This is a genomic window from Streptomyces sp. NPDC048504, from assembly GCF_043200035.1.
Taxonomy (GTDB): domain Bacteria; phylum Actinomycetota; class Actinomycetes; order Streptomycetales; family Streptomycetaceae; genus Streptomyces.
Map to the genome: position 1 here is coordinate 43659 of NZ_JBICXA010000012.1, position 14692 is coordinate 58350.

The 14692-nt window shown below is 70.3% G+C and carries 16 protein-coding genes and 1 pseudogene; 14 read left to right on the forward strand and 3 right to left on the reverse strand.

Annotation, left to right across the window (positions count from 1 at the left end):
* Window positions 1-57: 57 nt before the first annotated feature.
* From ACGFY9_RS27935 to ACGFY9_RS27945, 3 genes and pseudogenes are all read right to left on the reverse strand, one after another.
* Window positions 58-732, reverse strand: a pseudogene (locus ACGFY9_RS27935) (class I SAM-dependent methyltransferase).
* A gap of 13 nt (window positions 733-745) precedes the next feature.
* Entirely contained in the window at window positions 746-1375 is a 630-nt protein-coding gene (locus ACGFY9_RS27940; protein WP_393758576.1) for a TOPRIM nucleotidyl transferase/hydrolase domain-containing protein, read from the reverse strand.
* 137 nt (window positions 1376-1512) lie between these two features.
* On the reverse strand, window positions 1513-2019 hold the full coding sequence (locus ACGFY9_RS27945) for a cupin domain-containing protein (protein ID WP_393758578.1): 507 nt from the start codon (window positions 2017-2019) through the stop codon (window positions 1513-1515).
* Window positions 2020-2174: 155 nt separating this feature from the next.
* Between ACGFY9_RS27945 and ACGFY9_RS27950 the strand changes: the two genes are divergently transcribed.
* The 14 genes from ACGFY9_RS27950 (at window position 2175) to ACGFY9_RS28015 (ending at window position 14690) form a co-directional block, all read left to right on the forward strand.
* A complete protein-coding gene (locus ACGFY9_RS27950; protein ID WP_393758580.1) occupies window positions 2175-2627 on the forward strand; it encodes an RrF2 family transcriptional regulator in 453 nt (150 codons plus the stop codon).
* Window positions 2624-3556 (forward strand): DsbA family protein, encoded by a 933-nt coding sequence (locus ACGFY9_RS27955; protein ID WP_393758582.1) that lies wholly within the window; start codon window positions 2624-2626, stop codon window positions 3554-3556. Before ACGFY9_RS27950 ends, ACGFY9_RS27955 begins: the two co-directional genes overlap by 4 nt.
* A 489-nt stretch (window positions 3557-4045) precedes the next feature.
* Window positions 4046-5605: an ABC transporter substrate-binding protein gene (locus ACGFY9_RS27960; RefSeq protein ID WP_393758584.1), complete on the forward strand. Its 1560-nt coding sequence runs from the start codon at window positions 4046-4048 to the stop codon at window positions 5603-5605.
* A 60-nt stretch (window positions 5606-5665) separates the two neighbouring features.
* A complete protein-coding gene (locus ACGFY9_RS27965; protein ID WP_393758586.1) occupies window positions 5666-6697 on the forward strand; it encodes an ABC transporter permease in 1032 nt (343 codons plus the stop codon).
* Between the two features lie 2 nt (window positions 6698-6699).
* Entirely contained in the window at window positions 6700-7602 is a 903-nt protein-coding gene (locus tag ACGFY9_RS27970) for an ABC transporter permease (RefSeq protein ID WP_393758588.1), read from the forward strand.
* Complete coding sequence (locus ACGFY9_RS27975; RefSeq protein WP_393758590.1) at window positions 7602-8555, forward strand: ABC transporter ATP-binding protein; 954 nt, start codon at window positions 7602-7604, stop codon at window positions 8553-8555. Before ACGFY9_RS27970 ends, ACGFY9_RS27975 begins: the two co-directional genes overlap by 1 nt.
* Entirely contained in the window at window positions 8552-9403 is an 852-nt protein-coding gene (locus ACGFY9_RS27980) for an ABC transporter ATP-binding protein (protein ID WP_393758592.1), read from the forward strand. Before ACGFY9_RS27975 ends, ACGFY9_RS27980 begins: the two co-directional genes overlap by 4 nt.
* A gap of 52 nt (window positions 9404-9455) precedes the next feature.
* On the forward strand, window positions 9456-10796 hold the full coding sequence (locus ACGFY9_RS27985; protein ID WP_393758594.1) for an LLM class flavin-dependent oxidoreductase: 1341 nt from the start codon (window positions 9456-9458) through the stop codon (window positions 10794-10796).
* A 15-nt stretch (window positions 10797-10811) separates the two neighbouring features.
* Window positions 10812-11846: an LLM class flavin-dependent oxidoreductase gene (locus tag ACGFY9_RS27990; protein WP_393758596.1), complete on the forward strand. Its 1035-nt coding sequence runs from the start codon at window positions 10812-10814 to the stop codon at window positions 11844-11846.
* Between the two features lies 1 nt (window position 11847).
* A complete protein-coding gene (locus tag ACGFY9_RS27995) occupies window positions 11848-12603 on the forward strand; it encodes an alpha/beta hydrolase (RefSeq protein WP_393758598.1) in 756 nt (251 codons plus the stop codon).
* A gap of 56 nt (window positions 12604-12659) precedes the next feature.
* Window positions 12660-13217, forward strand: a complete 558-nt coding sequence (ssuE, locus tag ACGFY9_RS28000) for an NADPH-dependent FMN reductase (RefSeq protein ID WP_393758600.1) — start codon at window positions 12660-12662, stop codon at window positions 13215-13217.
* 243 nt (window positions 13218-13460) lie between these two features.
* Entirely contained in the window at window positions 13461-13817 is a 357-nt protein-coding gene (locus ACGFY9_RS28005) for a hypothetical protein (protein ID WP_393759051.1), read from the forward strand.
* A 64-nt stretch (window positions 13818-13881) separates the two neighbouring features.
* On the forward strand, window positions 13882-14412 hold the full coding sequence (locus tag ACGFY9_RS28010; RefSeq protein ID WP_393758602.1) for a hypothetical protein: 531 nt from the start codon (window positions 13882-13884) through the stop codon (window positions 14410-14412).
* Window positions 14388-14690, forward strand: a complete 303-nt coding sequence (locus ACGFY9_RS28015; protein WP_393758604.1) for a hypothetical protein — start codon at window positions 14388-14390, stop codon at window positions 14688-14690. Before ACGFY9_RS28010 ends, ACGFY9_RS28015 begins: the two co-directional genes overlap by 25 nt.
* Window positions 14691-14692: the final 2 nt, after the last annotated feature.

The following is a 14692-nucleotide window of genomic DNA, read 5'->3' on the forward strand; positions in this document are numbered from 1 at the left end:
GGACTCCCTCGCCGGCGGCGCCTCCGGCTCGCTCCGCCTCGACGTGGATGACCGAACTCACCGGCCAGACACGGCAGTTGATCGCACAGCGGGTTTGCGGGCGAGGATCTGGATCCCCGTCGACTCATGTCCGTTCATCGTGGGCACCGCGATGGTCCGGGTCGCGAGGGTTTCGAAGCCGCTCAGCAGGGTGGTGAGCCATGCACGGGAGTGGTGGCGACAGACGGCACCGTCGTCGGTCTCGAACACGCCGTAGTTGGCACAGCGGGTGGCGTAGCGGTCGTAGCGACGGCGGCTGCGTTCGTCGTCCTGGAGGAGGAGGTCGCTGAGGTAGAGGATTCCGCCGGGCTTGAGGATGCGGTGCAGCTCGGCGATCAGACGGAGTTGGGCTTCGTCGGCGGGGATACAGGTCAGTACGGCGAAGAGCAGCACCGCGTCGAAGGCGGCGCGCGGCGAGGGTCACGCCGGGGGTGCGTCCAGGGTGGCGAAGTGGAGGGTGGGGTGCAGGTGTCGGGCTCGTTCGATCATGGCCGGTGAGGTGTCGGCGCCCGTCAGGTTGTCGAAGCCGTGCTGTTCGAGTTCCGCCAGGGTGCGGCCGTAGCCGCATCCGTAGTCGAGAATCGCGGCGCGCCTGCTGAGCCCGTCCAGCCAGGGTGGGTGGAGGGGATGCGTGAAGGTCTTCGTTGCCGCAGCCGCGTCCCAGTAGGGAATCTGACTGTCCGGGTCGGACACGACGTATGCCTTCCTAGGCGGGCGCCAAGGCGGCGGTGAGCAGGGCGGCCAGCGGTGCCGGGACGTGTTCGGGGTCGAGGGCCTCCGTGAGGACGCGGCCGTAGTGGATTTTGCGGCCCTTCTTCGTGCCCAGGAAGCGTCTGAACTGCTGCTGCGGGTCACGGCCTCGCTGGGCGGGCTGACGCAGGAAGGTGCTCAGGGCCCGCTGGTCGCCCTCGGCCCGGACGAGTTCCTCGACCCGTGTCACGCCCAGTACCCGGATCAGCTCGTCCTCCAGGTCCGCCGCGCAGACGAAGAAGCTCTGCTCCGCCGCGCCGGCGCGGGCGAAACCGCGGGCGTAGTAGGGGCGTTCCGCCTCGTCGCACAGTCCCGTGAGGCGGAGGCCCAGTCCCGGTGGACCGAGGAGGCGGGCGTAGTGCCCGACGCTCATCGCTCCGCCGATCGACAGGACGCAGACCCCTTCGGCCGCCAGGTTCCGGCCGCGGCTCTCCGCCAGCGCCTCGACCGCCGCGACGTCGCTGGGCCCTTCGAGCAGGACGGCCGTCCGGACGGGCAACCGTGCGGCCAGTTCGCGCGCGGAGTCGCCGGGGCCACCGGTCGCCCACGCGGTGACCGCGTCCCGGAACGCCTCCATGTCAGTCATGACACGAGTCTCGGCCCGTCCCGACCGCATCGCGAGGGAATTAATGGCGGGACGTCGATCGGGGGCAGTGATCAACCGCCCAACTCCCGTACACATCGCAGCCGTTGGGTGAGTCGCGCGCCCCGGAGCAGTCGATCTCAGTCCTCCCCCGGTCCCAGCACGTACAGCCCCGGAAGGTTCACCACGATCGCCTCCTGCGTGCTGCGGGCGATCACCACCACGGCCTCGTCCGCGGGGTCCGGGTTCTCCTCCCGGTGCGGTACGAACGGCGGGACGAAGATGTAGTCCCCGGGGGAGGTGCGCAGCCGTACCTCCCCGGGTTCCGGGCCGCTGTCGTCGAGGAAGACGAACTCGGGGTGTCCGCTCACCACATAGATGGCGGTCTCGGATTCGCCGTGGTGGTGGTCGGAGGAGGAGGTGGAGGGCGCCACGTGGGTCTGGCCCATCCACAGTTTTTCGGAGCCGACCGTCTTCCCGCTCACCGCGGCGAACCTGCGCATGCCGCCGCTCTGTGCCGTGTCGCCGTCGAGGGCGTCGGCGCGGATGTGGTGCAGGCGGCTGCGCAGGGGGGCGGTGGACTGCCCTGCGGCGTCGTGGAGATGGGGGTGGAAACCTTCGCCGGGGGTTGTCAGCGGCTCGCTCATGGTGGGGGACGCTAGAGCCGCCCGGAAAAGGATGTCAAGAGGTGTCCATTGTCCTTCACCTGCGGCAATGTTCCCGCAATGTATGAGGAGAGGGAGGTGGGAGGGGAAGCGGCGGAACCTCTCGTCGCGGGGCCCGCGTCGGGCATTATGTGCGCATGCATATCTCCGCGAAGGCGGACTACGCCACGCGGGCCCTGTTGGAGCTCGCCTGCGAACCTGCCCGTCCGCTCACGTGCGAGGCGATCGCCTCCTCGCAGCAGATCCCGTTCCGGTTCCTGAAGTCCGTGGTGGGCGAGTTGCGCAGAGCCGGCCTGGTGCGCAGCCAGCGCGGTTGCGAAGGCGGGTACTGGCTCGGCCGGCCCGCCGACGAGATCACGCTCCTGGATGTCGCCCGTGCCGTGGACGGTGAGTTGATCACTCTCCGCAGCGAACCCCTCGCCGGACTCGACTATCCCGGCCCCGCCTCCGGTCTGCCGGGAGTGTGGCGCCGGATCGAGGCCGAGGCCGCCGCTGTCCTGGGCGGCACGACCCTGGCCACGCTGCTGCCCGCCACCGTCGGCGAACAACACGCGGCGGACGAGCAGTTGACCCGCCGGGGAGCCGCATGACGGCCCCGGACCACCACGCCGCGAAGGCCTCCGAGGTGCTCGAAGTCGTCGAGTACACCGACCCCTTGTGTCCCTGGGCCTGGGGATCCGAACCCGTCTTCCGCCGGCTGCGCGCGGCCTTCGCCGGACAGGTTCACTGGCGCCGCGCGTACTGCATCCTCTTCGACCACGACGACGACCCCGCGCCCGACCCCGCCGCGGAAACCGCCTGGTACACGCGCTACGTCGAGGACATCAGCGCCCACACCCACGCCCCGCGGGCACGTCGTCTGAGCCGCGTGGCCGCGAGTTCCTGGCCGGCCTCCCTGGTCGCCAAGGCGGCGGAAGCGCAGGGTGCCGACGTGGCGGACCGGGTGCTACGGCGGCTGCGGGAGAGCGTGTTCGTGCTCGGCGAGCCCGCCGACACCCCCGCGTCGGCGCTGTCCGTGGTGTCCGGCGTGCCCGGTCTCGATGTCGGGCGGCTCGCGACCGACGCGGCATCGGCCGAGGTGCTGGAGGGAGTGCGAGCCGACCGTGCCGAAGCCCGCAGGCCGGTCGACGACGTGCTGTCGGTGCGTGCCGGGAGTTCGCCCCATCCCGGTGCCGCCAAGGAGACTCCGGACGGCCAACACCGGTACGCGCTGCCGACGTTGCTCCTGCGCACCGCCACCGGGCATCGCGTCGTACCCGGCTGGCGGCCGTACGAGGAGTACGTCTCGGCCGTCGCCGAACTCAGCCCCGGACTGCAGCCCGCGCCCACCGCGCTGGAGCCGGCGGACGCGCTCGCGCGGTACCGGACCCTGACCGAACCCGAGCGCACGTCGTTGACCGACGGCAGCCCTTGGCCTCCGGCCGGTGCCGTCCGGGTCGACACCGGCAACGGGCCGCTGTGGGTGCACGCAGAGGAGGCCGCGGCACATCCTGCCGTGGCTCCCGCCCCTTCCTCCTGACGCCGACAGGGCTCTGATCAGGGGTCAGGGACCGTCCCGCCCAATGAGACACCAATTGGTGTCCATTGACAGCCTCGGACGGACGGCCCCAGGATGTGCAGCATGCTCACGACGCACCCCGGTGTGGTGTGCCGCTACGTGGACCTGCGGCGCACCTGCAGCGCTCTCTGTCGCTGACCCGCCGACCCCGGCCCACAGGCGCCTGACCCCGCTCCCGTAGCCACCGGCACTCCGCCGGCTCGCCGCCCAGCGCCGTCTCCTCGCGCCCCTCGCGTTTCGTCGCCTCCTCTGTCTCCCTCCGTGTCCCGGGCTCTCCCCCGCGATCCGCCGACGCCTCCTGCCCTGGGCGCGGCATGCCTCGTGCGCATCGAAGCCGCACCGGTATGTCCGTCGTCCCGGTCTCCGTGGTGTCCGCCTCCCGGGTGCGCCGCCCTCGCTTCCCTTCCGCTGCCCCGGCGCGGCCGGGAGCCCTCGAAGAAAGAAACGAAGATGTCCGGACGACTCACGCCCCGCAGCCGTAGGGCGGCCTTCCGCCCCGGCCGACTGCGCGCCGCCGCCCTGGGTACCGCCCTCGCCACCGTGCTCGTCCCCGCCCTCAGCGCGTGCGGCGGCGACGCCTCGACGGCCGGCGGCGGCGCCACGCTGAAGTGGGCCTCCTCCTACTTCCCCACCCACTGGGACCCGGTCGTCAGCGGCAGTGGCGCCCAGTTCCGTGAACTCGCCCTGGTCTACGCCTCGTTGACCCGTACGGACGCGACCGGCAAGGCCGTGCCCGACCTGGCCAAGAGCTGGGAGTACAACGCCAAGGGCGATCAGATCACGTTCCATCTGCGCCCGGGCCTCAAGTTCAGCGACGGTACGCCGGTCGACGCGGCCGCCGTGAAGGCCGCCATCGTGCGCGCCCAGAAGCAGAAGAACTCGGCGCTCTTCGGCGACCTCACCTCCATCAAGTCGGTGGACGCCAACGGGCTGGACACGGTGCTCCACCTCAGCCAGGTCGACTACCAGATCCCCCAGCTCCTCGGCGAGCGCGTCCTCCAGATCGCCAGCCCGAAAGCGGCCGCGTCGCCCACCAAGCTGGACCAGAACCCCGTTGGCGCGGGCCCGTTCACCGTCACTCAGCTCGTCCCGGGCACCAAGGTGCTGCTGAAGAAGAACCCCGACTACTGGGACGCCAAGGACATCCACATCGACAACGTCGAACTGACCTCGGCCCCCGACGCGGCGACCGTCGTCTCCGGACTCCAGACCGGCGTCTACAACTTCGCCGACATCGCCCCCAGTCAGGCCGAGGCCGCCAAGAAGGCCGGACTTGACGTCTTCGTCCAGCCCGGCTTCAACGCCAACAACATCAGCCTCAACGTCAACAAGGCGCCGTTCGACAACGCCAAGGTCGTCGACGCGGTCCGCTACGCGATCAACCGTCAGGAGTTCGTGGACAAGCTGACCTTCGGCTACGGCTCGGCGACCAACCAGCCGTTCCCCAAGGGCTATGTGGCCTACGACCCGCAGTCCGCGAACGACTACGCCTACGACCCGGCCAAGTCGAAGCAGCTGCTCTCCCAGGCCGGTTACAAGGCGGGGCAGATCAAGCTCGACCTCGTCATCCCGGCCGAGGATCCCCAAGCGGAGATCGTCCAGGCGCAGTTGGCGAAGGTCGGCATCACGGTCGACATCAAGGTCGACAAGAACTGGGCCACCCCGTTCTTCGCGAAGAACCTGACGCTCTCCCTCTACGGGACGACGGGGCGTGACTCCGCCGCGCAGACCCTCACCGCGCACTTCGGTCCGAACGGCCCGCTCAACCTCAGCTCGCCGTACGAGCCTTCGGGCTTCGAGGCGGCCATCGCCAAGGTGCGGCAGACCCCGCTGGACTCGCCCGACTACGCGAAGGTCCTCCAGGCGGCGACCCGGGCCGGTCTGCAGAGCAAGGCGCTGGTCTTCACGTACTCCTCACCCAACCTCATCGCGAAGAGCAAGTCCATCTCCGCCCTGCCCAAGAACCCGGCCCACATCGACTGGACCGGCGTGACCATCGGATCCAACTGACGCTCCGTCACATCCCTTACGGCCACCACCCGTACAGCCACTACAGAGAGGGGGCAAGCCATGACGACGACGGAGGCACCGGCCACACCACCCGACGTCCGTCACCGGATCGCCACGACCGGGACGCCGCACACCGTGGGCCGCGTCCTGGTCACCCTCGCCCGGTCGATCGCGATCTTCGTGCCCGTGTTCCTGGTCGCGACGTTCGTGACGTTCGCGCTGCGGTCACTGAGCGGGCTCAGCCCGGCGCGGATTCAGCTGGGCGAGGAAGCAACTCCCGACGCGGTAGCCAGAGTTGAGGCACAGTGGGGCCTCAACCGGCCCTTCCTCGTCCAGTACGTGGACTGGCTGGGCGGCGTCCTGCACGGGCAGCTCGGCACCAGCTGGACCAACGGCGCCGACATCTCCACCCTCATCGGCCTCGGCCTGGGCGTGAGCCTGTCGGTGGCGTTCTTCGCGCTGATCATCGGCGTGGTCGCGGGCTTCGCCCTCGGCACGCTCGCCGCGCTGCGCCGTACGACCTGGGTCGACCGCGCGATCACGGGCTTCGTCACGGTGATCTCGGTGATGCCGGCCTTCGTCGTCGGCATCGTGCTGGTCGCGGTGTTCGCGGTCGGACTGCACGTCTTCCCGTCCGCCGGATACGTCCCGGCGGCGCAGGGGGTCGGGCCCTGGCTCGCCCACATCACCCTGCCCGCCGTCGCGTTGAGCTTCGACGTCATCGCCGACGTCGCCCGCCAACTGCGGACGAGTCTCATCGCGGCCTATCGCGAGAACTACGTGACGGGCGCGGTCGTACGGGGACTCGGTCCACGCCGGATCTTCTTCGGCCATGTGCTGCGCAACGGCCTCGGCCCGACGCTCGCCACGCTCGGCCTGAAGTTCCCCACCCTCGTCGGCGCCTCCGTCGTCACCGAGTGGATCTTCGGGCTTCAGGGGTTCGGCCGGTTCGCCAACGACTCGGCCCAGGCCGGTGACGTACCGGCCGTACAGGGGGTCCTCGTGGTGTCGATCGTCCTGGTCGTCGTCTTCAACCTGATCGTCAACCTGGTGCTGGCGCGTGTGACACCGGCGTCACAGCGGGGGGTGTGACCATGGTGCGCCGCGTGCTCTCCCTGACGTCCGGCCGGATCGCCCTGGTGATCCTGACCGTGATCGCGCTCCTCGCCGTCCTCGGGCCGTTCATCGCACCCGACAACCCGCTGGCCACCAGCTCCGACACCCTCGCCGAGGCGTCGGGCGCGCACTGGCTCGGCACCGACTACCTCGGCCGCGATGTGCTCAGCCGCCTGCTCGACGGCTCCCGGGTCAGCGTGCTCGGCTCGCTCGAAGTCGCCCTCACGGCACTGGGAGTTGGAGCGATCCCCGGCATCCTGTCGGTCTACTTCGGCCGGGTCTTCGAGTGGGTCACCCTCCGGCTGACCGACACGCTGGTCGCCCTGCCCTTCCTGCTGTTCGCCGTCGCCGTGGTCGCACTCCTCGGCAACGGCATCACCCAGGCGATGCTGGTCACGGGGGTGCTGGTGTCCCCGTTGTTCTACCGGGTGGCCCGTGCCACCACGCTGGCGGTGGCCCGATCGCCCTACGTGGAGGCCGCGTTGATCTCCGGGGCGTCGATCGGGTGGGTCGTCCGCCGGCACGTCTGGGTCAAGGTACTGCCGCCGATCGCGGTCGCGCTCGCCCAGACCATCGGCGTCGGCTTCGTCATCGTCTCGACGCTGACCTTCCTCGGGATCGGCGTCCAGCCGCCCGCGCCGACCTGGGGCGGGCTGCTCGCCTCGGACCTCGGCTACCTCACCCAGAAGCCGTGGGCGCCGGTGGTCCCCGCCCTGCTGATCATGGTCACCGTCTGGGCCTGCAACCTCCTCGCCGACGCGATCCGCGACGTCTCCGGCGAGGCGGGCCGCGCCCTGGTCAACAACCGCAAGGCGCGCGCCAATCGACGCGCCAACACCATCGACACCGACGCCGCTCACGTTCACGCCGGAGGTGCGTGATGGCCACTCTCTCCGAGAAAGTCCTCAGCAAGGCCGAGCAGAACAACAGGGCCGAGGTCGAGCAGACCGGCACGAGCGGCGCGATCGGGCCCGTCCGCCAGGCCTCCCCCTCGACGCCCGTCCTGTCCGTACGGGACGTCCGCATCAGCGACCAGGCCGCCGCCGACGAGATCGTCCACGGCGTCACCTTCACGCTCACACCCGGCAAGGCGGTCGGCATCGTCGGCGAGTCCGGCAGCGGCAAGACCCTTACCTGCCGGGCCGCGCTGGGCATCCTGCCCGCGCACTTCGAGGTCACCGGCGGCTCTGTCGAGATCGACGGCCAGGACATCTCCGGGCTCTCGTCGGCGCAGTGGACGGCACTTCGCGGCGCCACGATCAGCGCTGTCTTCCAGGACCCGGCGTCGTATCTCAACCCCTCGATCCGCGTGGGCGCCCAGATCGCCGAGGTCCTCAAGGTCAAGAAGGGACTCAAGCGACGCGAGGCGCGCCGGCAGGCGATCGAGCTGCTCCACGCGGTGCGTCTGCGCGACCCGGAGCTGGTCTACAGCCAGTACACCTACGAGCTCTCCGGCGGCATGCTCCAACGCGTCCTCATCGCCGCCGCGATCGCCGCCGGCCCGCGCATCCTCATCGCCGACGAGGCCACGACCGCGCTCGACGTCACGGTCCAGGCCGAGATCCTCGACCTGCTGGCCGACCTGCGCGAGCGCACCGGACTGTCCCTGGTCCTGGTCTCCCACGACCTGGCCGTCGTGGCCCAACTCTGCGACGAGGTCCTCGTCATGCGGCAGGGCGAGGTGGTCGAACAGGGCCCGACGCACGAGGTGTTGCACCACCCGCAGCACGAATACACCCGGCTGCTGATCGCCGAGCACGAGCAGTACGGCCTGGACAAATTCCTCGCCGCCGATGCCACCGCGGCCGTAGTCTCCGTGAAGGAGGACGCATGAGCACTGACCGCCCGGCGTCGCAGCCCGTCCAACCCGTCCTGGACGTCGCCGGCTTGGAGGTGCACTACGGCCTCCGCCGGCGCCGCCGTCAGGCCCTGAACCGGGTCTCTTTGAGCATCGCACCGGGTGAGACCGTCGGCATCATCGGCGAGACCGGCTCCGGCAAGTCGACGCTCGCGCGGGCCGTGCTCGGGCTGGTGCGCGCCTCGGCCGGGTCGATCGTGATCGACGGCGAGGACGTCGGTTCGTACGGCCATCGTCAGTGGCGTGCGTTGCGTCGGCGCGGTGTCGTCCAGTACGTCTTCCAGGACCCGCTGCGCAGTCTCGACCCGGACGTGACGGTCGAGGCGTCCTTGGCCGAACCCCTCCTGATCCAGGGCGTGTCCCGGCAGGAGGCGGCGACCCGGGTACGCGCGTTCCTCGACCGGGTGCGGCTCTCCGCCGGCCTGCTGGACCGGCTGCCCGGTGAGTTGTCCGGCGGTCAGCGTCAACGGGTCGCGGTGGCACGGGCGTTGGTGACCGAACCGCGGCTGGTCATCCTCGACGAGCCGGTCAGCGCGCTCGACTCCGCCAACCGCGTGCAGGTCCTGCAGATCCTCAAAGAACTCCGCGCCGACGGAGTGGCCCTCGTCTTCATCTCCCACGACCTCGGGTCCGTCGCCGGGGTCGCCGACCGGATCGCCGTGCTGTACCAGGGCGAGTTGGTCGAGGTCGGCGCCACCGCCGACGTCATCAACCAGCCCCAGCATCCTTACACGCGCCTGCTCGTCCGCTCCGCGCCCACCCTGCACGGCGCGGCGGCCGACCGGGCCGAACGCGAAGCTCTACGCGCCCTTCTGCACGCCTGACCCTCCCTCAACTCCCCCTGACGGAAGCTCCTCCGACAGAAAAGGAACAGCCATGTCCCGCACGCTCCACCTCGCCCTGCACCCCTACGGCGTGGGCGGCCCCGGCCAGCACGGGCTGTGGAAGGACCCGCGCGTCGCGAAGAACGCCAGCATCGACATCAACTACTACATCCGGCTGGCTCAGGCGGCCGAACACGCCCTGTTCGACGCCCTGTTCATCGTCGACAGCCAGTTCATCAACTCGACCTACCCGGCGCACTATCTCAACCGCCTCGAACCGCTGACCCTGTTGTCGGCCGTCGCCACCCACACCAAGCATCTCGGCCTGGTGGGCACGGCGAGTTCGACGTACAACTCGCCCTTCAACCTCGCCCGCCGTTTCGCCTCGCTCGACCACATCAGCGGCGGCCGGGCCGGCTGGAACGTGGTGACCAGCTTCGACACCGGCACCGCGCGGAACTTCGGGCTCGACGAGCACCTCGACTACGCCACCCGCTACGGCCGCGCCCTGGAGTTCGTGCAGGTAGCCCAGGGGCTGTGGGACTCCTACGAGGACGACGCGTTCCCGGCCGACGTCGAGCGGGGCGTGTTCCTCGACCCGTCCAAGCTGCACGAACTCGACCACGAGGGTGAGCACTTCAAGGTCGCGGGCCCGCTGAACCTCTCCCGCTCCCCGCAGGGCCAGCCGGTGATCTTCCAGGCCGGTGTCTCCGAGGAGGGCCGCGATCTCGCCGCGCAGGTCGCCGAGGGGATCTTCGCGCCCGGGGGCACCCTGGAGTCGGCGCGGGACTACTACGCCGACGTCAAGAAGCGCGCGGCCGCTTACGGCCGCGACCCCGAGCACGTCAAGATCCTCATCCACGGCGGCCCAGTCGTCGGCCCCACCGACGAGGCGGCCCGCCGTCGCGAGCGCGAGATCTTCGAGGAGGACGACGACTTCGGCCGCAACCTGGCGCTGCTGGGCCGCTCCTTCGGGGCGTACGACTTCAGCGTGCACGACCTGGACGCGCCCTTCCCGGATGTCGCCCACCTCGCCGAGAAGGGCGGGCGCACGGGTGCCGCGCAGCTCATCGAGCGGGCCAAGGAGGAAGGGCTGACGCTGCGTCAAGTGGCCGAGTCCGTCAACCAGTTCCGTCAGTCGCCGTTCGTCGGGGACCCGCGGACCGTGGCCGACACCATCCAGCAGTGGTTCGACGCCCGTGCCTTCGACGGCATCAACCTGGCCTTCCGCACCGAGGACGAGCTGGACTACTTCGTCGACGGCGTCGTCCCGATCCTCCAGAAGCGCGGCCTGTTCCGCACCGAGTACACGTCCGACACCCTGCGCGGCAACCTCGGCCTGCCGATCCCGGCCAACCGCCACTCCCGCGAGCGCCGGCTCGTGAACGACTGAGAGGGCCGGCACCTCATGACGACCGAGAGACCACGCTTCCGACTCGGTTTCCTCACCCACGTCCAGGGCCGCGACGACGACATCGCGCGCACCTACCGCAACGCGCAGGAACTCTTTGTCGTGGCCGACGAGTTGGGCTTCGACGTCGGCTGGGTGGCCCAGCACCACGTCCCCCTCGGGGGCGACGGACTGTCCTCGCCGTGGACCTTCCTCGCCCACGCGGCGGCGCGGACGTCTCGTATCCGGCTCGGCACCGCCATCACCATCCTCCCTTTGGAGGATCCGGTGCGCCTCGCCGAGGACATCGCCACCGTCGACACGCTCAGCGGGGGCCGCGTGGAGCTCGGCGTGGGCAGCGGATCGAGCGAGGTGGAGTACGCGGCCTTCGGCAAGGACGTGGCCCGCAAGCGCCAACTCACCAGCGAGAACCTCGACATCGTGCGCCAGGCCCTCGACCGGCGCGAGGTGGGCACACCCGGCTTCCGCATCCAGCCCCGGCCGGGCGACTTCAACGACCGTGTCTGGCAAGGGGTGTTCAGCGAACAGGGAGCCGCGTACGCCGCACAGGGCGGAGCGAATCTCCTGCTCAACCGTGCGGCCTACGGCTTCGACGCCCCCACCGACGAGGTCCAACGCCCTTGGGCGGACGCCTACTTGGCCGCCTGGGACCAGCCGCGGCGCCCACGCATCGGCCTCTCCCGCTTCGTCTTCCCGGCCAAGGACCGGCGTACGGCACTCGCGGCGATCGGCGACGACGTCCACCGGGCGGCACTGCGCATGGCGGAGCACGGCGCGTTCCCCAAGGGCCTTGACCGGGACGAGGCATTGCGCCGCTTCCACTCCTTCTACGGCCATCCCGACGAGATCGTCGCGGCGCTCGGGCAGGAACGGGTGCTGCCGGTCGCGACAGACCTGATCACCCAGTTCAACCCCGCCGTCCCCGACCACGACGCCGCTGTCCGTGCCCTCGAACTCATCGCGACCGAGGTGGCACCCGCGCTCGGCTGGAAGCCCGCACCGACGGCCGCGACCGTATCCGCAGGAGTGTGAAGTGACCCAGTACAGCGACTACTTCGGCCCCGAGGGCCTCCGCGTCCGCGGCACGGTCCTCGTCGTCCCCGGCCGCGGCGAGACCCGTTCGACCTACGCCCGCTTCGGCAGACGGCTCGCCGCCGACGCCTACCGGGTCCGCGTGATCGACGCCCCCGATCTCAACACCGAGGACCTGACCGCCCTCGCCGCCCGGCTCTCCGAGGCCGCCGAGGGCACGGCCGCAGACGACGGTGTCGTACACCCTCTCGTCCTCGTCGGCGCCGATTCGGGCGCCGCCGCGATCGCCGCGCTGCTCGGCCGGGCGGCCGGCGGTGGGCCCGACGCCGTAGTCCTGGCGGGTCTGCCCGGCCTGGCCCCAGGTACCGCCGCGACCGCCGGCACCTGGGACGAGGAACTCGACGTCCGCACCTCCTGCCCCGCCCACCGGGGCCTCCTCACCCAGGACCCCGAGGTGCGGCGCGGTTCGCTCGACGACGCGGTACCGGAGGCCGTGCTCACCGCCGCCTACGACAATGAGGCCGCCGTACCGACCCTGCTCCTCGTCGGCGACGCCGATCCCCTCGCCGACCACGAGGCGCTGGCGCGGACGGCCAAGTCCCTTGCCGGCGCCCGGCTCTCGGTGGTGCACGGCGCTCATCACGATGTCCTCAACGATCTCCAGCACCGGTCGGTGGCCGCCGAGGTCGTCACCTTCCTGGAGAACCTGCGCAACGAGTTGCGGCCGCTGATCACGGTGCGGTCGAGCGCCTGGTGAGCGTCCGCCCGCCCGCTCGGTACGTCGTCTGAACCCCGATCCCGGAAGGTCCCGTCATGGCCTCGATCCTGTCCGTCTCCGGCAGCCCCTCCCCCACCTCCCGCACCACCCGGCTCCTGCGTCACCTGGACGACCGGCTCCGCCTCCAGGGCCATGACGTGACCCCGCTGGAGGTGCGCACCCTGCCCGCGCAGGCGTTGCTGGGCGCCGACTTCGGGCATCCGGCGATCGCCGCCGCCACGGCGCTGTTCGAGCAGGCGGACGGGGTGGTGATCGGTACGCCGGTCTACAAGGCCGCGTACTCGGGCCTGTTGAAGTCGCTCCTCGATCTCCTCCCGCAGTACGCGCTGACCGGCAAGACAGTGCTGCCTCTGGCCACGGGCGGCAGTACGGCCCATGTCCTGGCGATCGACTACGCGTTGAGGCCGGTGCTGAGTTCCATGGGGCCCTCGCACATCGTGCCGGGCTGGTTCACGCTCGACAAGGACATCACGGTCGGCGAGGACGGCACCCTGACCGTCGCGTCCGCCGCGGCCACGGCGCTGGAGCAGGTCACGGATCACTTCTCCAGTGCGTTGGGCGGTCGTACGGCGCTGCTGGCGTCCGCGGGGTGAACGCACCGGGGGCCGGCGTGGTTGTGGCATTCGTGTTTCAACTCCCCACGTCACGCTGGTCCTCCGTGCTGGAGCGTGCTGAGCACGTTCGTGAAGTCCTCTCGGGATACCTGTCCGGAAGCCCTGAGCTCGCGCGGGAGGGTTGAGCCCCGCCCCGAGTACCCGTCCGGGGCGTTACTGGAGGCAAAGTACGCGGCGAAGGCAGCCGAACTGGGCGTCGGTGCACGGTCGGTGAGCCGATGGGTGGCCTTGTTCCGTGAGCACGGTGAGGCCGGGCTGGTTCCCGGGAGGGCGCACGCTTGCGGCTCAGCGGCATCGGCGGACACCCGTTGGGTGGAGACCGCGCTGGAGGTGATGGCCCGAGTACACCGATCAGTCGCGGCCGTCGCGGACGCCGGTGATCGAGCGGACGCGGGCGCGGGTGATCGCACGGTTCGGTCCCGAGGTGGTGGCGCAGCCGAGTCGGGCAACGGCGTTTCGGATCCTTCAGGAGCTGGAGCGTCGGCATCCTCCGTTCCGGCTGAGTACGAAGCGGAACCGGGACATCGCCGACCGCCCGGAGGGGCCGTACGGGAAGCTGCGGCCCACACGTCCGGGTGAGCACTCGTTGATGGACACCACCCGGTTGGACGTGTTCGCGTGTGATCCGCTGACGCTGCGGTGAGTGCAGGCCGAGCTGACGGTGGCGATGGACTGGTACACCCGCTGCATCACGGGGATCCGGGTGACGCCGGTGTCGACGAAGGCGGGGGATGTCAGCGCGGTGCTGTTCCAGTGTTTCCGGCCGCGTCCGGCCGGACGGGACTGGCCGCACGGCGCCCTGTGGCCCGAGCACGGTATCCCGCACACCGTCCTGGTCGACGTCGACGTCGACGGCGCCATCGGCGAGGGGCTGGCCTCGCCGCCGCTGATGCCGGAGACCCTGGTGGTGGATCACGGCAAGGTCTACGTTTCAGAGCATTTGACCAGCGTGTGCCGTCGCATGGGCATTTCGATCCAGCCGGCCCGGCTGCGGACGGGGACGCGAGGTGCGCCTGCTGATCCTGGACGACCTGCGCTTCCTGAAGTGGCGCAAGACCAGCGGCTCCAGCTCCCCGACCGTGCGCTGCACGGCCTCCGGCTGCCGGGCCCGACCCTCAAAGCATCAGCCCCGAACGGCTCCACCAGGCCGTGCCCGGCAGCGACTTCTCCATAGCTCAACTCGCCCGCACCCTGGAGACAACCACCTCGCACATCGTCCACCTGCTCTCCGAGCACCCCGTCGACTGGAGCCCGCCCCGCTTCCGCCGCACCCAGCACACCGCCACCCGTGTCGGGCAATGGCGCACCTGGTACGAGGTGGACCAGCTGTCCCCGCAGACCATCGCCGACCGGGAAGGGACTAGCCTCGCCACCATCCGTCTCGCACTCCGCAAGGGCGGCACTCAACTCCGCCCCGCCGGGTCCCAACAAGGCCGCCCCCGACGTAAGTGATC